The sequence below is a fragment of the Rhodospirillum rubrum ATCC 11170 genome, from assembly GCF_000013085.1.
GTDB lineage: Bacteria > Pseudomonadota > Alphaproteobacteria > Rhodospirillales > Rhodospirillaceae > Rhodospirillum > Rhodospirillum rubrum.
Map to the genome: position 1 here is coordinate 753,504 of NC_007643.1, position 20,835 is coordinate 774,338.

Genomic DNA, 20,835 nt, shown 5'->3' on the forward strand with positions numbered 1-20,835 from the left:
CCGGCCCGGGTCAGCGCGACTGGCGGCCGGCCCGGGCGCGGAGTTTGAGATAAGCCAGGGAGGTCATCACCGCGTCTTCGAAGGCGTCATGGTTGTGAAGGGGGGGGATGTCGAGGGCTTCGAGGATGGTGGCGAAGCGCAGATCGACGGTGCCGGTATAAAGCTCCTCCCGCCCCCGGGTGCGCCAGTCGTAGAACATCTCCGACACCTCGATGCGCGGGTTGGGCAGGCCGATGCCCAGCCAGGGCCGCACCAGACGGTCGATGAGGGCGACATCGAATTCCAGGTAATAGCCGATCAGGGGGCGTGAGCCGGCGAAACGCAAGAAGCGGGCGACCGCCTCGCGCGGGGCCAGGCCGCGTTCGACGTCCTGCTCGCGCAGATGGTGGATGCAGACCGCGTCGCGGCGGATCGGTCGGCTGGGTTTGACCACCAGATCAAGCTTCTGGCTGGTCAGAACCCGATTGCCGCGCACCCGCACGGCGGCCAGGGTGATGATGTCGTCGTTGTGGCGGTCAAGGCCGGTGGTTTCGCAATCGACGCTGACTACCTCGCCCTCGGGGGCGGGGTGGAAGAGGAAATCATAGGCAGGGTCCTTGAGACGGCGGCGGGCGAGGGCGCGGCGCAATCGGCTGAGCATGGCGGCGTCCCTTAAAACGACTCAAGATGGAAATGGTGGGTCAGCAGGGCCTTGAAGCGTTTGACGATCAGCAGGGCGTCACGCAGCGCCGTATGCTGGGAGCGGGTCAGGCTGCCGGCGCGGATCAGGGTGTCGGCCACCGCTCCGTCCTGGGGCGAGCGGCCAAGGCGGGCCTCGAGCCGCAGGGCCATCAGCGCCTGCAGGGCTTCGACCAGATCGGTGGCGACGCCGTCGTCGAGCGCGCCAAGGCCGCGCAGGGCTTCGATGCGGTCGAAGGTGCTGGTCTCGGTGATGGCGTGTTCCAGGGCCAGGGCCCGCACCCCGTGAACGATCGGGAAGATGCCGCCCTTTTTGACATCAAGGCCGCCGCCGGCCGATCCATGGTCGATCAGCAACTGATGGAAGAAGCCAAGCGGGGTGTCGAAGGCGAGGATCGGCCGGGCGAACAGGCTGAGGAAGGCGCTGTTGCCGCGCAGGCGGGCAAAGAGCAGGGTTTTGAGGCGGGCGAGCATGGCGCCATCGCCGGCCACCGCCTCGGCATCGATGAAGGCGGCCAGATTGAGAAAACCGATCTCGCTGGGGCTGGTGATCCAGCCATAGACATCGTCGCGCAGGGCGCTTTCGCTTTTCGCCCAGGCCGGATTGGACACCATCATGCCGCCGGGACACGGCGGATAGCCAAAGGTCAGCATCGCCTCGGTGAACCGGTTGCACAGCCCGCGCAAGCTTTCGGGATCGATGCCATCCTTGATGATCAGGGCGTTGTCCTGGTCGGTCTTGGCCAGTTGTTCGCCCCGCCCCTCCGATCCCATGACCACCAGACAGCAGCTTTGGGCGATTTCGGGATCGGCGATCAGGGAGAACAGCTTGCGCTGGAGTTTGCGCGACAGATCCGAAACCATGCGCGCCACGTCGCGCAGGCGCACCCCCGATCCGCCCATCCCCTGGATCAGCGGATCGAGGGCCTGGGCGGCGAGGGCCAGATCGTCCAGGGTGTCGGCGCGGTCGATGCGCAGCGCCACCAGATGGGCGTGGCTGGACATATAGCCCAGCAGATCGATCATTTCGAGCACGCCGATCACCGCGCCGTCGCGGCGCACCGGCAAGCGGCGGATGCCGTGGCGGGTCATCAGCACCTGGGCATTGAACAGGAAGTCATCGACATCGACAAAGACGGTGTCAAAGGTGGCGCAGGCCTCGACCGGGGTGCTCAGGGGTTGCTCGCGGATGATCGCCCATTCCCGCAGGTCCGATCCCGACAGCACCCCCACCCGGCCGTCGGCGCCGGTGACCAGCAGGCTGGTCGCCCGATGCCGCTTCATCAGCAAGGCGGCGTCGCGCAGGCCCAGCGTGCCGGACACGAAAATCGGCGGGTGGAGATAGGCCTCGCCAACCTTGGCCACCATGAACCCGGCGACCCCGCGCAGATGCCGGGTTTGGGCGTGGCTGGCCAGACGATCGCCAAGCGAGGTGGCGAAGAAGCGCTCAAAGGCGGCGTTGCTCCGGCAGAGATCCAAAACCAACTGGCGCGGGATGACATGGGCGATGGTTTCCTCCTGGGCCTCGCAGATCAGCGCTGGCGTGCCGTGGATCAGGGCCAGGGCGCCGACGCAATCGCCCGCGCCATGCACGGTCAGCAGGTCATCACCCTCGCGTTCGGCGACCAGCCCCTTCATCACCACGAAAAGCGCATCCCCCGGCCGGTCCGGTCCGGTCAGGCGCTCGCCGGCGGTGAAATAGGCGATATCGGCGCCGCCTTGCAGTTTGTCGCGCTCGGCGGGGGCGAGAAGATCGAAGGGCGAGATGGTGAAATCGAAGGTTCCCATGGTGTGTTCCCCTCGGCGGGTCGCGGCGCCGGCCGCTCTTGAAGAAAACCCCCCGGCGCGTCCTGGCGTCGGGGGGCTGAAACAGCAGGTATCGTTGGATCGGGGATCCTTTTTTCGGGGGGCGGCCGCCCTTCGGCTTGGGAAGGGCGGCCGCCGCGCCGCGGTTTAGTGGTCGGCCGCGCCTTCGGCGCCCAGGCCGGTCTGCGAGCGCACGTATTGATCTTCGAAGGCGATGGCTTCCGACCGGCTGCCCATCGACGAGTCGGCCTTGGACACCAGCCACGTCACCAGGAAGGCCAGCGGCATCGAGAAGATCGCCGGGTTGGAATAGGGGAAGATCGCTTCGGGGTGGCCGAGCACGGTCTTCCAGATCGGCGGACCAAGGATCACCAGCACCGTGGCGCTGATCAGCCCGGCGAAGCCGCCAATGAAAGCGCCCCGCGTGGTCAGGCCTTTCCAGAACATCGACATGAACAGGATCGGGAAGTTGGCCGAGGCGGCGATGGCGAAGGCCAATCCGACCATGAAGGCGATGTTCTGGCTTTCAAAGGCGATGCCAAGAAGGATGGCGACGACGCCCAGGCCGACGGTGGTGATCTTGGAGACGCGGATTTCGTCGCGTTCCGAGACCCGGCCCTTGCGCCAGACCGAGGCGTAAAGGTCGTGGGACACCGCCGAGGCGCCCGACAGGGTCAGCCCCGACACCACGGCCAGGATGGTGGCGAAGGCCACGGCCGAAATGAAGCCGAGGAAGATGTTGCCGCCCACGGCATGGGCGAGATGGATGGCCGCCATGTTGGATCCGCCGGCGATACCCTTGCCGTCGGCCGCCATGAATTCGGGCTGGTTCAGCACCATGACGATGGCGCCGAAGCCGATGATGAAGGTCAGGATATAGAAGTAGCCGATGAAGCCGGTGGCATAGAACACCGATTTACGGGCTTCCTTGGCGTCGGACACCGTGAAGAAGCGCATCAGGATGTGGGGAAGGCCGGCGGTGCCGAACATCAGGGCGATACCCAGCGAAATGGCGTCGATCGGATCGGACACCAAACCGCCCGGGGCCATCAACAGGGTCTTCTTGGCGTGGACCTCGACGGCCTTGGCGAACAGGGCCTCGGGCGAGAAGCCGAAAGACACCAAAACCATGATGGCCATGAACGAGGCGCCCGAGAGCAGCAGCACGGCCTTGATGATCTGCACCCAGGTGGTGGCCAGCATGCCGCCGAACATCACATAGGAGACCATCAGCACACCGACCAGCACCACGGCGGTGGAGTAATCCAGGCCGAACAGCAGTTCGATCAGCTTGCCGGCGCCGACCATCTGGGCGATCAGGTACAAGATGACCACGACCAGCGTGCCCGAAGCCGCCATCGAGCGGATCGGTCCCTGGCCCAAGCGGAACGAGGCGACGTCGGCGAAGGTGTATTTGCCAAGGTTGCGCAGGCGTTCGGCCACCAGGAACATGATCACCGGCCAGCCCACCAGGAAGCCGATCGAATAGATCAGCCCGTCGAAGCCCGAGGTGAACACCAGACCGGCGATGCCGAGGAACGAGGCCGCCGACATGTAGTCGCCGGCGATGGCGAGGCCGTTCTGGAAGCCGGTGATGCCGCCGCCGGCGGCATAGAAGTCTTTGGCCGATTTGGTGCGGCGCGCCGCCCAATAGGTGATGAAAAGCGTGCCGATGACGAAAGCCACGAACATGGCGATGGCGGTTACGTTCACCGCCTGCTTTTCCACCGGGCCTTCCACGGCGGGCGCGGCGAGGGCGAGGGCCGGAAAGGCGAGAGGGGCAAGAAAGGCGGCGGCCGCCGCTCGGGAATGGCGCAAACGATCCATCACTTATTTCGACTCCTCGACAATTTGGCGGGTCAATTCGTCGAACTCGCTATTGGCCCGGCGCACATAGATGCCGGTCAGCAGGAAAGCCGAGAGGATGACGCCAAGGCCGATGGGAATGCCAATCGTGGTGACCGATCCGCTGCTCAGCGGGGTCCCCAACCACGTCGGCCAGAAGGCGACGACCACGACGAAGCCGTAGTAGATCACCAGCATGATGATGGCGAGGCTCCAGGCGAAGCGGCCGCGCTTCGCACAAAGCTCATGGAATTTCGGATTCGCGCGAACCCGGTCATAGACGTTCCGAGACAAATCACCCTCCCGCAGATTTCTGCCTGACTAAATTACTAGACTCTGATCCGACTACCGGGGCGCTCCGCGGCCGGCTTGAAAAACCGGCTTCTTCAGGACGTGCGATAGTTTGCGCCAGCGGTATGGCTGGTATGCGATATGACGATACCTTACGCGTACGGAAACGCCAGCGGAATCGTTTTTTTGAAGAAATTTCCCCTATAGAGGGAAATGACCTAGCAAAACAGATAGCTAGCCGGGAGAGGGGAGGTCCCCTTCGTGACGAAACGCCATGATTTGAGGCGTTTGCATGAAACGCCGCCGCTCCCCTGGCGGGCTCCGTCTCCGCCCATGAAAAAAGGGACGCCCGGACTGGGGCATCCCTTTTTCATGACAAGAAACAAGACGCGGAAGGGGGGTGTTCCCCCTTTTCGGCTACTCGAGAACGTTGTAGCCGCGTCGGCTCATACAGGTGTTGATGATGCGCTTTTGCTCATAGGCGGCATTGCCGCCGGCGCCGGCGCCACCGCCGACGCCGCCGATCGCCGCGCCCATCGCCGCGCCCGTGCCCGGCGATCCGACGATCATGCCCGTCGCCGCGCCCAGCGCCGCGCCCAGGGCGCCACCGCCCAGGGTGCCGACGGCGGCGTCACCGGCCCAGCCGCGATCTTCGGCATAGGACTGGCATTCGGCCAGATCGCGTTCGTATTCGGCCTGGGTTTTGTTCGATGTCCGATAATCGATCACGGGGGTATGCGAGGCGCAGGCGGCGAGCAGTGACAGCACCGCGGCGGTGCCCAGCAGGCGAATGGAAGTTTGCATTGAGGAAGATCCCTCTCTCGACTCTTTGGAAAACGAAACGGTCCCGGGGGACGCCTCGGACAGACCGGCGATTGGCTTCTACCTGCGGTCCGTCCCTCTGCCTGTCAACCTCTCCCCTTTCGGGGGACGTGATGGGAAAGACGTAGGGTGAAGGGCAATCCTGACGGCGGATTGGGACGTTTTGATGGTGGGATGGTCCGCCGATCGCCACCTTTTCGGAGTTAGCCGGTCATGGTGCGCAGCCAGCGCAGAATCGGTCCTTCGGAGGCGGCCAGGGTGGTCTGGCCGGGGGCGGCGGGCGGCGGGGCGAGGGCGGCCGTGGTCGCCCGGCCGGTCGCTTCCGGGGCGGGGGTGGTCCGGACCGGGATAACGTGGGGCGCCGTGGTCAGACCGGGCATCTGGCCGCTGATCTCGGTCAGGTGACGGGTGGGATCGAAGCTTTCCACCACCGCCAGCACCGAATAGGTGGTGGTGCCCAGGGGCGGGACGGCGGGCAGCGGCTTGGTCGCGTCGATGCCGGGCAAGCTTTCATCGGGAAGGGTCTCGCGGGCCTGGGTCGTGGCCTCGGCGGTGACGAGGGGCGCGTCGTCGGGTTTGTCCGCGGCGTCGGCGAGCATCAGATCGGCCAGCATATCGGGATGGGGCAGGCTGCCCGAGGGGGCGGCCTGATGGGCGAGGGCGTCCTCGCCCAGGGAGTCGCTGATCGGGGTCGCCGATCCCGGCGGCAGGTCGGCGGCGGCCAGGGCGGCGAAAACCCGGGCGGCGCTATGGGCCATGTCGGCGGTGGCCATCTCGCGGCGCAAGCCGGCGCGCTCGGTCGCCACCAGAACCCGCGTCGCCAGGGCGCGGTCCTCCTCGCTGGGAAAGGCGCTGGCCATCAGGGTCGTTCCGGGCGCCGGAGTGCCCCGGCTGGCGGCGACCGACCGGTCGACGGTCGTGCTCGCGACCAGCCGCTCGACGGTCGTGCTCGCGACCAACCGCTCGGCGGCCGGGGTCACCTGATCGCTGCGGGCTCCGGCGACCGTGCGATCGCTTTGAGCCGCCTGGGCACGGGCGAGGGCGGCGGAACGGGCGGCGGCGGAAACCCGATAGGCCGACCCGACCGGCGCGGCGGGCGGCGCGGCGGGCGGCGCGGGCGAAGGAACCGTCGCCTCGGCGACCAGGATCTCGGCCGGCGGCGTCGGTGGCGTCGGCGCGACGGGCTGGCGGCTCATATCCTCGGCCAGTGGCTTGAAGACCATCGGCCTTGGCGGAGTGGCCTCGGCGATTTGGCGCGTCCGCCCGATATCCTCGGCCGCCGGGGACGCCGGTTTGGTCTCGAGGGGAAGGGGGGCGCCGAGAACCGCCGAGGCGGTGGCGGTCTCGCCGGCCATGTCTTCGGCGAGGGTCGCGACCTGGAATCCCTCGGGCTTGGCCTCGGGGGCCAGCGGAACCTTGCCGCTCATCGCCGCCGCCGTCGCCGCCCCGGCGAAGCGCCGCATCGAGCTGTCGATGCCGTGACCGACGATCGCATAGATTTCCGTTAACGGCCGGGCCCGGCCATCGGCGGCATAGAAGGTGTCGGGATTGGTCCGCGCCGCCTTGGGCAGCACCTCGGCCCCGGTCGCATTGGGCTGGCTGTCCATCGCCCGCAGGAACTCGATGGCGCCGCCGGGTCCGAAGAAATGCGACAAATAGAGATCGGTATCGGTCACCGGCCGCCCCAGGGCCCCCGCCAGCAGGCGGCGGTTGTCGCTGGCGTATTCCGCCGCCATCGCCGCCGAGGTGTCGGGATCGTGGCGAAGGGCTAGGATCTGCTTGCGCACCTCGGGGCTGTCCACGTCATAGCGGCCGCTTGGCGTGCGGATGATATGCGCCGCCAGATCGCCTAGGCCATAGTCGGCGCCGTGGAGCTTGACCTGCTCCAGCCAGGTTTGATGGGTGAACTGGTACAGGCCCTGGGCCGAGCTTGACGCATTGCTGGCATCGGCCTGGAAGTTGCTTTCACGCCGGGCCTTGGCCAGCATGAAGGCGAAACTGACCCCGGTCTTCTGGCTGGCGGAATGGATGCTCGACAAGATATTGCGCTCGATGGCCGATCCACCCAGGCGCACCGTTCCCGCGAGCTGTATAATGGTTCTGGATAGGTCATCGGTCATGCTGACGCCCTGTTTCCATTTGCCGAAAAGGGGGGGAGGGGTGGATCGTGTCGCATCCCCGGTCCCGTCCAGGCTACGCCCAAAAAGATGGAGTAATCGTTAAGCCTCCCTCGCCGCCGGCGCCGTCATCGTCCAGGTCGAGGACGCGCAGGGCGACGGCGCGCGAGAAGCCGTGACGGGCGAGGGCGGCCAAATCCTTGCGGTGGTTGGCCGGGCGGCTGGCCGGATCAAGGCGGAAGGGGCCCAGGCGCCGGCGCCGGCAATAGGCCAGGGCCGCCTCGTGTTCGGGGTCCTCGCTGTGTTCAAGGACTTCGGCCAGGGCGGCGTCGATGGCCTCAGTGCCGACTCCCCGGGCGGTCAGGGCGCGGCGGATCAGCCCGGGCGGATCGCCGCGACGGAACAGGGCCCGGGCCTTGCCCTCGGCGAAAACCCGGTCATCAAGCAATCCCGAGGCCTGGAGGCGGGTCAGCACCGCCTCGACCCAGGTGGCGGCTTGCGCGCGATCGGTGTCATGGGCGCGGACCGAGCGCTCGACCCGGCGCATCAGCACCCGGCGTAGACCTTCCGTGCTGGCGGGAAAACGCTCCAGATAGAACAGGGCGATGCGTTCGAGACGGGCCGGAGTGACCGGTTTGGCGACGGGACGGCCTTGCGAATAGTCTGTAGCCAAAAAGGTGTCTCCCTTGCTTTTCGCCGCCGCGCCCCCTAATGGAAGGGTCGCGATCGGCGCGATGGCGCCAGGGGCCGGTTTTCAGCCCGGCCGGCGGTCCCGCCAAATCCAAGCCGCAATAAGAAGGAACGATCCCCGTGAAGGACGCCAGCGCTGGCTTTTCCATCCCCCAACCCCGTCATATCGGGGCGGTCAACTGGCTTGGCCTGTGGGAACTCTATCTGAAGGAAGTGCGCCGCTTCCTCAAGGTCTACCTGCAAACTTTGGCCGCGCCGCTGGTCACCACCCTGATCTTTCTGGCGATCTTCGCGTTGTCGGTTGGGCCGCAGACGGCGCAGGGCGGCTTGGGATTCATGGAATTCCTGGCGCCCGGACTGATCATGATGGCGATGGTTCAGAACGCCTTCGCCAATACCTCAAGCTCGCTGATCATCGCCAAGGTCCAGGGCAATATCGTCGATGTGCTGATGCCGCCGCTCAACGCCACCGAACTAACCCTGGCCTATGCCCTGGGCGGCGTGACCCGGGGGGTGATGGTCGGGATCTTCGTGGCCCTGGGCATGATGGCCTTCGTCACCCTGCATATCCATAGCGTTTTCTTTATCGTCTATCACGCCTTCGCCGCCTCGCTGATGCTGTCGCTTCTGGGGATGATCGCCGGCATCTGGGCCGATAAATTCGACCATATGGCGTCGGTGACCAATTTCATCGTCACCCCGCTGTCCTTCCTGTCGGGCACCTTCTATACCATCGACCGCCTGCCCGAGAGCCTGCGCTTCCTTGCCCATCTCAACCCCTTCTTCTACATGATCGACGGCTTCCGCTTTGGCTTCATCGGCCATGATCAGGCGATGCCGATCACCGGGCTGGTGGTGGTGGGCGGGTTCAATGTGGTGCTGGCGGCGGTGTGCTGGCAGATGTTCCGCACCGGCTACAAATTGAAGGCCTGAGCCTCGGTCGCGACCGGGCGATGGGTGGCGAGCGGATTTCCTTGCGCCGCGAAATGGTCTAGAAGGGGCGCCACCCAACACCGCACAGGCCCAACACCGCAGGGACGCCCGGCTGATGCTTTTCGCTCTTCCCTTTCCGGCCATCGATCCGGTTCTCGTCGAGATCGGCCCCTTTGCCATCCGCTGGTACGCGCTGGCCTATATCGTCGGTCTGCTTGGCGGCTGGTGGTACACGCGCTTTTTGTCGCGGCGCTCGCGGCCGCCGGTGATGAGCGACGCCGACGTCGACGATCTTCTGGTCTGGGCGACGCTGGGCACCATCCTGGGCGGGCGTCTGGGCTATGTGGTGTTCTACAACGCCGCCCATTTCCTGGCCAATCCCCTGGAAATCCCCATGCTCTGGCATGGCGGGATGAGCTTCCACGGCGGGTTGGTCGGCGTCATCACCGCCACCGTGCTGTTTTGCCGCAGCCGCAGGCTGTCGGTCGCCCGGGTGGGCGATCTGGTCGCCCTGGTGGCGCCGCTCGGCCTGTTCTTCGGCCGGTTGGCCAATTTCATCAATGGCGAGTTGTTCGGCCGTCCGGCCCCCGATGTGCCCTGGGCGATGGTCTTTCCCCATGGCGGCCCTTTGCCGCGCCATCCCAGCCAGCTTTACGAGGCGACGCTGGAGGGGCTGGTGCTGTTTTGCCTGCTCGGTCTGCTGTGGCGTTTCACGGCGTTGTCGCGCAAGCCCGGCCAGATCATCGGCCTGTTCCTGATCGGCTATGGACTGTCGCGGATCACCGCCGAATTCTTCCGCGAGCCCGACGCCCAGATCGGCTTTCTGGCCCTGGGCGTGACCATGGGCCAGATTCTGTCGCTGCCGATGATCCTGGCCGGTATCGTGGTTTTCGTGGTGGCCCGCCGCGCCAAGCCGCTGGCGGTTCCCGGTGGGCGCTGAGCCGTCCCGGCCCCCGGGCGCCGCAGTCGAGGCGCTGATCGCCCGCCTGCGCAGCGGGCCGCTGCCGGTCGAAGACTGGATGGCGGCCTGTCTGGGCGAGTATTACGCCCGGGGCGATGTGCTTGGCGCCGGCGGCGATTTCATCACCGCCCCGGAATGCACCCAGATCTTTGGTGAACTGCTTGGCCTGTGGTCGGCGGTGGTCTGGCAGGCGATGGGCAGCCCCGAGCGGATCAATCTGGTCGAACTGGGGCCCGGGCGCGGCACGCTGATGGCCGATGCCCTGCGCGCCCTGGCGCCGGTCCCGGCTTTTCGCCGCGCCCTGTCGGTCCATCTGGTGGAGACCAGCCCCGGCCTGCGCGCCCGCCAGAAGCAAAAGCTGCGCGCCAGCGGCGTGACGGTTTTCTGGCACGAGCGCCTCGACACCGTGCCGTCGGGGCCGATGATCGTGCTCGCCAATGAATTCCTAGATGCCCTGCCCATCCGCCAGTATCTGCGCGACGCCGAGGGCTGGCGCGAGCGGCTGGTCGGCTTGGCCGGGGAGGGGCCCGCCCTGACGTTTACCCAGGGACCTTTGCTGGGCGACCCACCGCCCTTGGCCCAACCGGCCCATCTGCAGGCGCGGGTCGGCGAGGAGATCGAGGTTTGTCCGCAAGCCCAGGCGGTGGTCGCCCAGGTGGCGGCGCGGCTGGCCGCCGATGGCGGGGCCGGGTTGTTCCTGGATTATGGTCCGGCCCATAGCGCCCCGGGCGACAGCCTGCAGGCCCTGCGCCGTCACCGCTTCGCCGCCGTTCTTGAAAACCCCGGGGCGGTCGATCTGACCGCCCATGTCGATTTCCAGGCGATGGCCCGGGTGGCCGCCGCCGCCGGGGCGGCGGTGGACGGCATCGTTCAGCAAGGGCCGTTCTTGCAATCGCTCGGATTGGAGGCGCGGGCCGGTGTTCTGATGGCCAATGCGGCTACCGACCAAAAGCGCGAGATACGATTTGCCGTCCGTCGCCTGATTGATTCTTCGGAAATGGGCACTTTATTTAAGGTCTTGGGACTGCGGTCTCCAAGCATGGCCCGCCTTCCGGGATTCTGACACCCGTTTCAAGGGATAATTGCCCCGATGATCACCGTTTCCTCGTTGAACGCCCTGACCAATGTCCGGCACGGCTTTTTTACCCGTAACCGGGGCGTCTCGGAGGGGATTTACAAGTCACTCAATTGCGGCCGGGGCTCGGGCGACAAGCCCGAGGCGGTGCGGCAGAACCGTGAAAAGGCGCTGGCCGAGATCGAAATGCCGCCCGAGGCCCTGGTCACCCTCAATCAGCGCCATACCGCCGATGTGATCGAGGTCACCCGCGTCTGGCGTCCCGACGACGCGCCCACCGCCGATGGCATGGTGACCAAGGTGCCACGGCTGGTGCTGGGCATCCTGACCGCCGATTGCGCCCCGGTGTTGCTGGTCGATCCCAAGGCCAAGGTGATCGGCGCCGCCCATGCCGGCTGGCGCGGGGCGCTGGGCGGCGTGCTCGATAACACGGTGGCGGCGATGGAGAAGCTTGGCGCGCGGCGGCGCGATATCCTGGCTGGCATCGGTCCGTGCATCGTTCAGCGTTCCTATGAGGTCGGGCCGGAATTTCCGGCGGTTTTCCTGGCCGAGGACGAAGCCAATCAAATGTTCTTCGCCCCTGCCCGGCGCGAGGGGCATTTCCTGTTCGATCTGCCCGGCTATGTCGCCAAGCGTCTGGTCCGCGTCGGCGTGACCGATGTCATGCCCACCCCTTGCGACACCCTCCGCGAGGAGGCGCGCTTTTTCAGCTATCGCCGCTCGGTTCTGCGCGGGGAAAGCGATTACGGCCGCATGCTTTCGGCCATTGCCCTGGAACGCTGAGCTTTCCCTTGTCACGCCCGCCCCCCTTGTCCTCCACGGCCTCCCCGTCCCCCGCCCCCTCCCTGTCCGTCGCCCGTGGTCTCGTGCTCGGTTTGGTCGTTATCCTTGGCGGATGTGGCGAGGTGCCCCGGCCCTTCGCCCGCGACGCCAATGGCTTGGCCGCGCCCAACCCGCTGAGCGCGCTCAGTTCGGGAACCGGGGTGACGGTGGAACCGGCGGCCGGGGTGGCCGCGCCCTGGGATCGGCTGGTCGCTTTGGAAACCGCCGAGATGCTCCGCGACCAGGGCATTCCCGCCGAGATCGGCGGCGGCGACAGCCTTGGTCATCATCTCAGCTTGCGCCTGCGCGCCGCGCCCGGAGCGGCGACGGACCAGGGGCGACTCGAGATCGAGACGGTATGGAGGCTGACGGCCGACGACGGCACCGTGCTGGCGGGCGATATCGACCGGGTCAGCGTTGACGCCCGCGAGTGGCAAACCGCCGCGCCTGAAGCCGCGCGCCGCGTTGGCGGCCCGGTGGTCGGCCGGGTCAATCGGGCGCTGAGCACCGGCGGCTGGGCCGCCCTTGAGCAAGAGGCGGCGGGCGGGAACGGCGAGGCGCCCCCCGGCGCCGCCCCACCGGCCGCGACCGCGTCGGCCGCTTCGCCAACCGAGCCGTCCCCGCCCGCCAAGCCGGCCAAGGCGCTTCCCCCAAAGCCGGTCTTGCCCGAGTCCCCTTTGGCCAAAGAGGTGGTCTCGGCCGAGGCGGCCAAGGTGACGGCGCTGGCGCCGCGGATCACCGCCGCGCCCGGCGATGGCGTCAAGGCCCTGACCGAGGCGATGACCACCCTGATCCAGGCCGCCGGGGTCAGCCTGACGGCCAATCCCAAGACCGCCACCTTTGGCATCCTCGGCCGGGTGACCGCTACCCCGGCGGCGGCGGGCAAGGAAAAGATCGAACTGGTCTGGGAGGTCACCGATCCGCGCAGCGGCGCCGTGGTTGGCACGGTGCGCCAGCAAAACGTGGTGCCCAAGGGCGCGCTTGATGGGGTATGGGGGCGTCTGGCCTATGACATCGCCCGGGGAGCCCTCGAAGGGATCGGCGATGTGTTGCAAAATCCCCGCAAGCCTTAACTCTAGCGCACGGGATGCGGCCCGTTGTGGTTTACAGACCCATGACATGTTGCTAAGACTCCGGCCGTTCGCGCCGGGCCTCCTGACAGCCGGCGCGTTTTTCCTCCCGTCCAACCACCATCGACCCGGCCCCTGACGCCGCCGCCGTATTCCTGGAGAGCCCGGTATGAAGATCCTGGCCTGCAACAGCAATCGCCCGCTTGCCGAGGCGATCGCTACCTATCTCAACCTCGAGCTGACCCATGCGAGTGTCAGGCGGTTCAGCGACATGGAGGTCTGGGTAGAGATCCTCGAAAATGTGCGCGGCGAGGATGTGTTCGTGGTCCAGTCGACCAGCTATCCGGCCAACGACCATTTGATGGAGACCCTGGTCACCCTTGATGCCCTCAAGCGCGGTTCGGCGCGTCGGGTGACCGCCGTCATCCCCTATTTCGGCTACGCCCGTCAGGATCGCAAGACCGGCCCGCGCACCCCGATCACCGCCAAGCTGGTTGCCAATCTCATCACCAGCGCCGGCGCCAACCGCGTGGTGACGCTGGATCTGCATTCCGGCCAGATCCAGGGCTTCTTCGATATTCCTTTGGATAATCTCTACGCCGCCCCGGTGTTCTCCAAGCACATCATCGAGAACTTCAAGGGCACGCGGCCGATGATCATTTCGCCCGATGTCGGCGGCGTGGTCCGCGCCCGTGAACTGGCCCGGCGGATCGAGGCCGATCTGGCGATCATCGACAAGCGGCGCGAGCGCGCCGGCGTGTCGGAGGTGATGAACATCATCGGCGACGTGCGCGGCCGCGATTGCATCCTGGTCGATGACATCGTCGATTCCGCCGGCACGCTGTGCAACGCCGCCGTGGCCCTGAAGAACGCCGGCGCCACCTCGGTGGCCGCCTATGTGACCCATGGCGTGCTTTCGGGCGGCGCCGTCGCCCGCGTCACCAGCTCGCCGCTCGACAGCCTGTGCATCACCGACAGCATTCAGGCGACGGAAGCCATGCGCCTTGCGCGCAATGTCCACCAGATTTCCATCGCGCCGCTGATGGCCGAGGCCATGCGCCGGATCAGCCAGGAAGCCTCGGTGTCGAGCCTGTTCAACTAAGCCGACCGGCGGCGCCCGCCCCGCTGGCGGGCGCTTCCTTCTTTTTTTGTTTTTTCGATCCTTCCCCCAGACCTCGGAGACTCGCCGATGCCCGGAGCCACGCCGATCAAGGTTCTTGTCGTCGGATCGGGGGGGCGCGAGCATGCGCTCTGCCGGAAACTCGTCGCCTCGCCGCTCTGTGCGGATCTGCTGTGCGCGCCGGGGAACGCCGGAATCGCCGATGTGGCCCGCTGCCTGCCCGTCGGGGTCGAGGAGATCGACGCCCTGGTCGCCCTGGCCAAGGCCGAGGCGGTCGGGCTGGTGGTCGTCGGTCCCGAGGCGCCGCTGGTGCTGGGGCTGGCCGATAAGCTGGCCGAGGCGGGAATCGCCGTGTTCGGGCCAAGCCGGGCCGGCGCCCTGCTCGAAGGCTCCAAGGGCTTCATGAAGGATGTGCTGGCCCGGGCCGGCGTCCCCACCGCCTGGTACGGGCGCTTCACCGATGCCGGGGCGGCCAAGGCCTTCATTGGCGAAAAGGGCGCGCCGATCGTCGTCAAGACCGATGGTCTGGCGGCGGGCAAGGGCGTGATCTTGTGCCAAACCCTTGAGGAGGGGGGCGCCGCCATCGATCTCCTGATGGGCGAGCGCGCCTTCGGCGAGGCCGGCGACGAGGTGGTGATCGAGGAATTCCTTGTCGGCGAGGAGGCCAGCTTCTTCGCGCTGTGCGACGGCACCCGGGCGATCGCCTTTGGCGCCGCCCAGGACCACAAGGCGGTGGGCGAGGGCGATACCGGCCCCAATACCGGCGGCATGGGCGCCTATTCGCCCGCTCCGGTCTTCGATAAGGCGATGGAAGCCCAGGTCATGGCCGAGGTCATCGCCCCCACCTTGCGGGTGATGGCCGACATGGGCCGGCCCTTCACCGGCGTGCTGTTCGCCGGCATCATGGTGACTCCGTCTGGCCCCAAGGTTCTGGAATTCAACGTGCGCTTCGGCGATCCCGAATGTCAGGTGCTGCTGGCCCGCTTGGAAAGCGACCTGCTGCCGGTGCTGCTGGCCGCCGCCGAGGGGCGTCTAGATAGGGTCGCGCCCTTGGTCTGGTCGCCGGAAACGGCGCTGACCGTGGTCATGGCCGCCAAGGGTTACCCGGGCGAGTACGCCAAGGGCGACGTGATCGGCGGGCTGGCGGCGGCCGGGGAGGTTCGCGGCGCCGTCGTCTTCCATGCCGGGACCCGCGCCGATGGCGAGGGCCGGGTGGTGGCCGCCGGCGGCCGGGTGCTGGGCGTCACGGGCACGGGCGGCAGCGTGCGCGAGGCCCGCGACCGCGCCTATCAGGCGGTCGACGCCCTGGACTGGCCGGGCGGCTTTTGCCGGCGTGATATCGGGTGGCGGGCCCTGGCCCGCGAGGAGGGCGGACGATGACCCGGCCCTTGCCCGAGACTCCCGGGGTCGGCGCCCAGGACGTGGTCGATGCCGGCCACCGCCTGAAGGGTCTTGTCGTCACCACGCCGCTTGTCGAAAGCCCGGTGCTCAACGCCAGCATCGGTGGCCGGCTGCTGGTCAAGGCCGAATGCCTGCAGCGGACGGGATCGTTCAAGATGCGCGGGGCGACCAACGCCCTGGCCCAGATGGACGACGCGGCGCGGGCGCGCGGCGTCATCACCCATTCGTCGGGCAATCATGGTCAGGCCTTGGCCTCGGCCGCCCGGGCCTTCGGCCTGCGGGCGACCGTGGTGATGCCCGATGACGCGCCCGCCCTCAAGATCGAGCTGACCCGGGCCCATGGCGCCGAGGTGGTCTTCTGTCCGCGCCACGCCCGCGAGCAGACGGTGGCCCGGCTAGCCGGCGAAAGCGGCGCCGTGGTGATCCATCCCTATGAGACCCCCGCCGTCATCGCCGGCCAGGGGACGGTGGGCCTGGAAATCGTCGAGCAATGCGCCGCCATCGGCGTGGTGCCCGATCAGGTGCTGGTCTGCTGTGGCGGCGGCGGTCTGACCGCCGGGGTGGCCCTGGCCATCGACCGGCTGCTGCCCGGCGTGCCGGTGATCGCCGTCGAGCCCGAGGGCTGGGACGATACCAAGCGCTCCCTGGCCGCCGGTGCTATCGTCGCCAATGACGGTCTGACGGCCACGGCCTGCGACGCCTTGCAGGCGATGTGTCCGGGCACCCTCAGCTTCTCGCTCAATCGCCATCTGCTGGCCGGGGCGGTGAGCGTGGACGAGGCGATGGTGCGCCACGCCATGCGCCAAGCCTTCGTTCATCTCAAGCTGGTGGCCGAACCCGGCGGCGCCGTGGCCCTGGCCGCCGCCCTGGCCGGCAAGGTCGAGACCGCCGATCGCCTCAGCGTCGTCGTGCTCTCGGGCGGCAATGTCGATCCCGGCCGCTTCGCGAGCGTGCTGGCCGGGGATTAGGGCAAATCCCCTGGCGCTTTGGACCTGAGCGTGACGGCGATTTGCTTCCCGCTCAGCCTCCCGAGGCGGCGGCCTCGTCTTCCGGGCGCCACATGCATATGGTGAAATCGGTCTTGCGCCAGTCGTGGGTCAGCCTGACCGACCAGCCCAACGACTCGCAAAAGGCGATCGTTTCATCGGGATCGGCGTGGTAGAGCAGCCATGTTTGCGGGTTGGGGCCGCTGAGCGACTGGGCGTTGAAGGCGATGCCGCGTTTGGCCAGATCGGCCATCGCCCTGATCAACGCCGTCATATACTCCCAGGGCTTTTCCTTGCGGTGGGCGAAGATGCCGCTGGCGACCACCCAATCGAAGCTGCGCGGGGCGAAGCCGGCGCTGGCGTCAAGCAGATTGCCTTCAAGAAAACGGCCGTGATCATAGGTCGCCCGGCAATGGCTGATCATCTCGGGCGTCATGTCGAGGCCGGTGTAATCGACGGCCAGCCCGGCGGCGTCGAGCCAGGGCAGCAGATCGCCAAGGCCGCAGCCGACATCGAGAACCGAATGGCCCGAGGCCAGTCCCACCGCCGCCAAGCGGGCGAAGCGATCGGTCTGCGAGCGCGGGCTCGACCAATCAAGCGCCCGGTAGGTCGGGCCGTTTTCAGCCAGGAATTGGGCATAAAGGCCGGCGACGCGCCGATCATCTTCGTCCATGGGTCACCCGCACGACAGGGTCAGTTCCGCATCGGCCGGCGCCAGCTTGTCGCCGGGGCCGTCGATCATTTTCACCACCTTGAACACATCCTTGCCCGCAACCTGATCGGCAAGCGTCTTCAAGGCTTTGGTCAGGGCCGGGACGGCGAGGGCGCCTTCGGTGCCGGCCAAGGGATGGTCGTTGAAATAGATGATCAGCGCCTCGTTGACCCAGGGCGCGGTGTAGCAGGCCTCCTCCAGCCGCGTGGTATTGGCGACCAGCCGCGCGGTCACGCCGATATAGCGGCGGGGCTGACGGTTGCCGGCGGTTGGAATCCACAGGGTTTCCAATTCGATGATCTCGCCGCCGGTCAGCGCCGCGTCATTGCGCGCCCGCTTGGCGATCTTGTCTTTCTTGACGGCGCCTTCACTCGGCGGCGCCCCCTCTTCGGCCAGAACCGGGGGGACGGCCAGGGTCAGGGCCAGGAGAGAGACAAGAACGGGCGCAATGCGTCGCATGGACGACCTCGCTGACGGAAGGCTTCGCCCAAAATGCCACGTCCGCCGGGCAACGGAAAGGGGCGGGGGGCGGGATGGGGCTTTATGGATCATCGGAGGGCCTGGAAAAAGCCGCGAAGCAGGGTGGCGGCGGCGCTTTCGGCCATCCCACCGATCACCTCGGGCCGGTGCAGGCAGCCGGGATGGGCGAACAGGCGCACCCCATGGTCGACCGCGCCGCCTTTCGGGTCATAGGCGCCGAAGATCACCCGGGCCAGCCTTGCATGAACGATCGCCGAGGCGCACATGGGGCAGGGTTCGAGCGTGACCCACAAGGTGCAATCGGGCAAGCGGGCATCGCCGCGCCGGGCGCAGGCGGCGCGGATGGCCAGGATTTCGGCATGGGCTGTCGGGTCGTGGTCGGTTTCCGTCCGATTGGCGCAGGCGGCCAAAGGCCTGCCGCCGGCATCGGTGATCACCGCGCCGACGGGCACTTCGCCTGTCGCGGCGGCGGCGCGGGCGAGATCAAGCGCCAATCCCATCGGATCGGCGAGAACAAGGGCGGGATCGGGCGGGCGGGTGGCGCTCATGCCCGCAGAGTCCGGGCAAACGCCTGGGCGGTCAAGGGGCTGTCCGGCCCTAATCGCGCCGGGGGCGACGCCGACCGTTGCGGGCGAGGCCCCGGCCCCTTAAACAAGGCGCGATGAGTCTATGACGCCTAGATCCGTGTGCGTGAAACGTGCCTCGCGCCCACGGATCTAGGCGTTGGATAGTGAAGCGGATCGTCGTCGCCCTCTGGTCCAGAGGGCTGGGGGTTTGCTGTGGATTTGGGTTCAGGAGAACAGCATGACGCGGCCGGTTATCGGCATCACGGCGGACAGCGAGGAGGAGGGTGGTGGCTATTCGGCCATGCCCTGGTATGCTATCCGCCATAATTACTGCGATTCGGTGGCCAAGGCGGGTGGGCTGCCGGTCATCCTGCCCCATAACGCCGAGGTCGCCGAGGATTTCCTGGGGTTGATCGATGGCCTGCTGATCACCGGCGGCGCCTTCGATGTCGACCCGGCCCTGTTTGGCGAGGCCCATCGCCACCAGACCGTTGTTCTCAAGCAGCGCCGCACGGCCTTCGAACTGGCCATCCTGCGCGGCGCCCTGGCGGCGGATATGCCGATCCTCGGGATCTGCGGGGGTCAGCAATTGCTGGCGGTGGCCCTGGGCGGTCGCCTGATCCAGCATATTCCCGATGTGATCAAGGATGGTCTGGCCCATGAGCAGCCCAATCCGCGGACGGAAGTTGGGCATGAGATCAGCGTTACCCCGGGCAGCCTGCTCCATCGCATCACCGGGGTCGAGGTCTTTGGCGTCAACAGCGCCCACCATCAGGCGGTCGAGTCGGTGCCCGCGCCGGTGATCGTCGATGCCCGGGCCGCCGACGGGGTGATCGAAGGCGTGGAAGACCCAAGCCGTCGGTTCTGTCTGGGGGTGCAATGGCACCCCGAATATGCCATCAGCGCGGCCGACACGGCGATCTTTGACGCCTTCGTCGCCGCAAGCCGGGGGGGAGAGGGCGCATGAGTGGGGATAGCGAACGGATCGCCAAGGTCATCGCCCGCGCCGGCATATGCTCGCGCCGCGATGCCGAAAAGCTGATCGTCGAGGGGCGGGTGACGCTCAACGGCCGCAAGGTCGAGACGCCGGCCACCCTGGTCGCCGCCAGCGATACGGTGACGGTCGACGGCAAGCCGCTGCCCGCCCTCGAACCGGCCCGGCTGTGGCGTTACAACAAGCCGATCGGTCTGGTCACCAGCCATCGCGACGAACAGGGCCGGCCGACGGTGTTCGAGCGTCTGCCCGCCACCCTGCCCCGGGTGATTTCGGTGGGCCGCCTTGATCTCAACAGCGAAGGCTTGCTGCTGTTGACCAATGACGGCGAACTGGCCCGCCGGTTGGAACATCCCAGCCAGGGCTGGCTGCGCCGCTACCGCGTGCGCGTGCATGGCGCCCCCGATCCGGTGAAACTGGCCGCCCTGGAAAAGGGCGTGACGGTGGAAGGCGTGGCCTATGGCTCGATCCGCGTCGCCCTCGAACGCCAGCAAGGGGCCAATGCTTGGCTGTCGGTGTCGCTGCGCGAGGGCAAGAACCGCGAAATCCGCCGGGTCATGGAGCATCTGGGGCTGCCGGTGTCGCGGCTGATCCGCGTCGCCTATGGCCCGTTCCAGCTCGGCCAGCTTGAAGAGGGCACGGTCGACGAGATCCCGGGCAAGATCATGCGCGAGCAATTGGGCAAGGACGCCCCGCCGCCGCCGCGCCGCGCCGAAGCCAAGGCCAAGGGCAACAAAGGCGCCGCCCCGCCGCCCAAAGGAACGCTGAGCCTGCCCGAATCCTCCAACACCGGTCGGGTGGCCCGCATCGCCCGCGCCACCCGGCGCGCCCATAAGCCGGAGCCGTCGTAATGCGCATCGTTGGCGGCCGGCTCAAGGGCAAGGTGCTGACCGCCCCGGTCGGCCCCGCCGTGCGGCCCACCGGGGATCGCACCCGGGAAGCGCTGTTCAATGTGCTTGTTCACCGCTTCCAGGGCCGCGACGGCTTTTCGCTGGAAGGCGCCATCGTGCTGGACGCCTTCGCCGGCACCGGGGCGCTGGGGCTGGAAGCCCTGTCGCGCGGCGCCGCCCGGGTGGCTTTTCTCGAGCAGGCGCCGGCCAGTCTGGCGCTGATCCGCGCCAATATCGCCGCCTGTCGGGCCGAAGCGGTGTGCAAGGTGGTGCGCGGCGACGCCTGCCATCCGGCCCGCGCCAGCGAGGCCGCGACCCTGGCCCTGCTCGATCCGCCCTATGGCAAGGGTCTGGCCCTGCCCGCCGTTATCGCCCTGGCCGCCGCCGGCTGGCTGGCGCCCAGCGCCCTGGTTTGCGTTGAAACCGAAGCCAAGGGAACCCCAGCCCCGCTCTGGCCCGAAGCCTTCGAGGTGGCCGACGAACGCACCCACGGCAAGGCCCGCATGACCATCCTGCGCCATCTGGCGCCGGCCCAATAAGGGAAGGGGGGCGTCCGGGGCCTTGGCACCCCCGCCC

21 protein-coding genes are annotated in these 20,835 nt (G+C 67.4%); 11 read left to right on the plus strand and 10 right to left on the minus strand.

The genetic code is table 11. The annotated features are described in order from the left end of the window. Window positions 1-10: 10 nt before the first annotated feature. From RRU_RS03300 to RRU_RS03330, 7 genes are all read right to left on the minus strand, one after another. Window positions 11-640: a 3'-5' exonuclease gene (locus RRU_RS03300; protein WP_011388391.1), complete on the minus strand. Its 630-nt coding sequence runs from the start codon at window positions 638-640 to the stop codon at window positions 11-13. An 11-nt stretch (window positions 641-651) separates the two neighbouring features. Then, entirely contained in the window at window positions 652-2,466 is a 1,815-nt protein-coding gene (locus RRU_RS03305; RefSeq protein WP_011388392.1) for a DUF294 nucleotidyltransferase-like domain-containing protein, read from the minus strand. Window positions 2,467-2,631: 165 nt separating this feature from the next. Continuing rightward, window positions 2,632-4,311 (minus strand): cation acetate symporter, encoded by a 1,680-nt coding sequence (locus tag RRU_RS03310; protein WP_011388393.1) that lies wholly within the window; start codon window positions 4,309-4,311, stop codon window positions 2,632-2,634. Window positions 4,312-4,314: 3 nt separating this feature from the next. Continuing rightward, on the minus strand, window positions 4,315-4,623 hold the full coding sequence (locus RRU_RS03315; RefSeq protein WP_011388394.1) for a DUF485 domain-containing protein: 309 nt from the start codon (window positions 4,621-4,623) through the stop codon (window positions 4,315-4,317). 414 nt (window positions 4,624-5,037) lie between these two features. After that, window positions 5,038-5,424 carry a hypothetical protein gene (locus RRU_RS03320; protein ID WP_011388395.1) on the minus strand — a complete coding sequence of 129 codons (387 nt, stop codon included), beginning with the start codon at window positions 5,422-5,424 and terminating at the stop codon, window positions 5,038-5,040. Between the two features lie 221 nt (window positions 5,425-5,645). Then, entirely contained in the window at window positions 5,646-7,562 is a 1,917-nt protein-coding gene (locus RRU_RS03325; RefSeq protein WP_011388396.1) for a hypothetical protein, read from the minus strand. Between the two features lie 73 nt (window positions 7,563-7,635). Beyond that, on the minus strand, window positions 7,636-8,232 hold the full coding sequence (locus RRU_RS03330) for a regulatory protein RecX (protein WP_011388397.1): 597 nt from the start codon (window positions 8,230-8,232) through the stop codon (window positions 7,636-7,638). Between the two features lie 137 nt (window positions 8,233-8,369). On the opposite strand from RRU_RS03330, the gene RRU_RS03335 reads away from it, so the two are divergent. The 8 genes from RRU_RS03335 (at window position 8,370) to RRU_RS03370 (ending at window position 16,599) form a co-directional block, all read left to right on the plus strand. Continuing rightward, window positions 8,370-9,182, plus strand: a complete 813-nt coding sequence (locus tag RRU_RS03335) for an ABC transporter permease (RefSeq protein ID WP_011388398.1) — start codon at window positions 8,370-8,372, stop codon at window positions 9,180-9,182. A 115-nt stretch (window positions 9,183-9,297) separates the two neighbouring features. Then, window positions 9,298-10,122, plus strand: coding sequence for a prolipoprotein diacylglyceryl transferase (gene lgt / locus RRU_RS03340; protein WP_011388399.1), 825 nt, complete (start codon window positions 9,298-9,300; stop codon window positions 10,120-10,122). Continuing rightward, a complete protein-coding gene (locus RRU_RS03345) occupies window positions 10,112-11,206 on the plus strand; it encodes a class I SAM-dependent methyltransferase (protein ID WP_011388400.1) in 1,095 nt (364 codons plus the stop codon). The genes lgt and RRU_RS03345 overlap by 11 nt, the downstream gene beginning before the upstream one ends. A gap of 27 nt (window positions 11,207-11,233) precedes the next feature. After that, entirely contained in the window at window positions 11,234-12,001 is a 768-nt protein-coding gene (pgeF, locus tag RRU_RS03350; protein WP_011388401.1) for a peptidoglycan editing factor PgeF, read from the plus strand. 122 nt (window positions 12,002-12,123) lie between these two features. Then, a complete protein-coding gene (locus RRU_RS03355) occupies window positions 12,124-13,113 on the plus strand; it encodes a hypothetical protein (RefSeq protein ID WP_014625984.1) in 990 nt (329 codons plus the stop codon). Window positions 13,114-13,279: 166 nt separating this feature from the next. Continuing rightward, window positions 13,280-14,212 carry a ribose-phosphate pyrophosphokinase gene (locus tag RRU_RS03360; protein ID WP_011388403.1) on the plus strand — a complete coding sequence of 311 codons (933 nt, stop codon included), beginning with the start codon at window positions 13,280-13,282 and terminating at the stop codon, window positions 14,210-14,212. An 87-nt stretch (window positions 14,213-14,299) separates the two neighbouring features. Then, window positions 14,300-15,610 carry a phosphoribosylamine--glycine ligase gene (purD, locus tag RRU_RS03365; RefSeq protein WP_011388404.1) on the plus strand — a complete coding sequence of 437 codons (1,311 nt, stop codon included), beginning with the start codon at window positions 14,300-14,302 and terminating at the stop codon, window positions 15,608-15,610. Next, window positions 15,607-16,599: a threonine ammonia-lyase gene (locus RRU_RS03370; protein ID WP_011388405.1), complete on the plus strand. Its 993-nt coding sequence runs from the start codon at window positions 15,607-15,609 to the stop codon at window positions 16,597-16,599. Before purD ends, RRU_RS03370 begins: the two co-directional genes overlap by 4 nt. Window positions 16,600-16,651: 52 nt before the next feature. Here RRU_RS03370 and RRU_RS03375 read toward each other — a convergent pair whose 3' ends face one another. The 3 genes from RRU_RS03375 to RRU_RS03385 all read right to left on the minus strand — a co-directional run bounded on the left by RRU_RS03375 (window position 16,652) and on the right by RRU_RS03385 (window position 18,357). Further along, the gene (locus RRU_RS03375) at window positions 16,652-17,290 is read right to left on the minus strand and encodes a class I SAM-dependent methyltransferase (RefSeq protein WP_011388406.1); all 639 of its coding nucleotides are present in this window, start codon (window positions 17,288-17,290) and stop codon (window positions 16,652-16,654) included. 3 nt (window positions 17,291-17,293) lie between these two features. After that, window positions 17,294-17,788, minus strand: coding sequence for a hypothetical protein (locus tag RRU_RS03380; protein ID WP_011388407.1), 495 nt, complete (start codon window positions 17,786-17,788; stop codon window positions 17,294-17,296). Between the two features lie 89 nt (window positions 17,789-17,877). Further along, the gene (locus RRU_RS03385; protein WP_011388408.1) at window positions 17,878-18,357 is read right to left on the minus strand and encodes a nucleoside deaminase; all 480 of its coding nucleotides are present in this window, start codon (window positions 18,355-18,357) and stop codon (window positions 17,878-17,880) included. A 256-nt stretch (window positions 18,358-18,613) separates the two neighbouring features. Here RRU_RS03385 and RRU_RS03390 point away from each other — a divergent pair, with 256 nt between their 5' ends. Genes RRU_RS03390 through rsmD form a run of 3 tightly spaced genes read left to right on the plus strand, consistent with a single transcriptional unit; the run spans window position 18,614 to window position 20,798 of the window. Continuing rightward, window positions 18,614-19,342 carry a gamma-glutamyl-gamma-aminobutyrate hydrolase family protein gene (locus RRU_RS03390; RefSeq protein WP_011388409.1) on the plus strand — a complete coding sequence of 243 codons (729 nt, stop codon included), beginning with the start codon at window positions 18,614-18,616 and terminating at the stop codon, window positions 19,340-19,342. Then, entirely contained in the window at window positions 19,339-20,220 is an 882-nt protein-coding gene (locus RRU_RS03395) for a pseudouridine synthase (protein WP_011388410.1), read from the plus strand. Before RRU_RS03390 ends, RRU_RS03395 begins: the two co-directional genes overlap by 4 nt. Further along, window positions 20,220-20,798, plus strand: coding sequence for a 16S rRNA (guanine(966)-N(2))-methyltransferase RsmD (gene rsmD, locus RRU_RS03400; protein WP_011388411.1), 579 nt, complete (start codon window positions 20,220-20,222; stop codon window positions 20,796-20,798). The genes RRU_RS03395 and rsmD overlap by 1 nt, the downstream gene beginning before the upstream one ends. The last annotated feature ends 37 nt before the right edge of the window (window positions 20,799-20,835 follow it).

Excerpts from the sequence above, each read along its gene's own strand:
- RRU_RS03300 (WP_011388391.1), bottom strand. The coding sequence starts at position 640 with ATGCTCAGCCGATTGCGCCGCGCCCTCGCCCGCCGCCGTCTCAAGGAC.
- RRU_RS03305 (WP_011388392.1), bottom strand. The coding sequence starts at position 2,466 with ATGGGAACCTTCGATTTCACCATCTCGCCCTTCGATCTTCTCGCCCCC.
- RRU_RS03310 (WP_011388393.1), bottom strand. The coding sequence starts at position 4,311 with ATGGATCGTTTGCGCCATTCCCGAGCGGCGGCCGCCGCCTTTCTTGCC.
- RRU_RS03320 (WP_011388395.1), bottom strand. The coding sequence starts at position 5,424 with ATGCAAACTTCCATTCGCCTGCTGGGCACCGCCGCGGTGCTGTCACTG.
- RRU_RS03325 (WP_011388396.1), bottom strand. The coding sequence starts at position 7,562 with ATGACCGATGACCTATCCAGAACCATTATACAGCTCGCGGGAACGGTG.
- lgt (WP_011388399.1), top strand. The coding sequence starts at position 9,298 with ATGCTTTTCGCTCTTCCCTTTCCGGCCATCGATCCGGTTCTCGTCGAG.
- pgeF (WP_011388401.1), top strand. The coding sequence starts at position 11,234 with ATGATCACCGTTTCCTCGTTGAACGCCCTGACCAATGTCCGGCACGGC.
- RRU_RS03360 (WP_011388403.1), top strand. The coding sequence starts at position 13,280 with ATGAAGATCCTGGCCTGCAACAGCAATCGCCCGCTTGCCGAGGCGATC.
- purD (WP_011388404.1), top strand. The coding sequence starts at position 14,300 with ATGCCCGGAGCCACGCCGATCAAGGTTCTTGTCGTCGGATCGGGGGGG.
- RRU_RS03370 (WP_011388405.1), top strand. The coding sequence starts at position 15,607 with ATGACCCGGCCCTTGCCCGAGACTCCCGGGGTCGGCGCCCAGGACGTG.
- RRU_RS03375 (WP_011388406.1), bottom strand. The coding sequence starts at position 17,290 with ATGGACGAAGATGATCGGCGCGTCGCCGGCCTTTATGCCCAATTCCTG.
- RRU_RS03380 (WP_011388407.1), bottom strand. The coding sequence starts at position 17,788 with ATGCGACGCATTGCGCCCGTTCTTGTCTCTCTCCTGGCCCTGACCCTG.
- RRU_RS03385 (WP_011388408.1), bottom strand. The coding sequence starts at position 18,357 with ATGAGCGCCACCCGCCCGCCCGATCCCGCCCTTGTTCTCGCCGATCCG.
- RRU_RS03390 (WP_011388409.1), top strand. The coding sequence starts at position 18,614 with ATGACGCGGCCGGTTATCGGCATCACGGCGGACAGCGAGGAGGAGGGT.
- RRU_RS03395 (WP_011388410.1), top strand. The coding sequence starts at position 19,339 with ATGAGTGGGGATAGCGAACGGATCGCCAAGGTCATCGCCCGCGCCGGC.
- rsmD (WP_011388411.1), top strand. The coding sequence starts at position 20,220 with ATGCGCATCGTTGGCGGCCGGCTCAAGGGCAAGGTGCTGACCGCCCCG.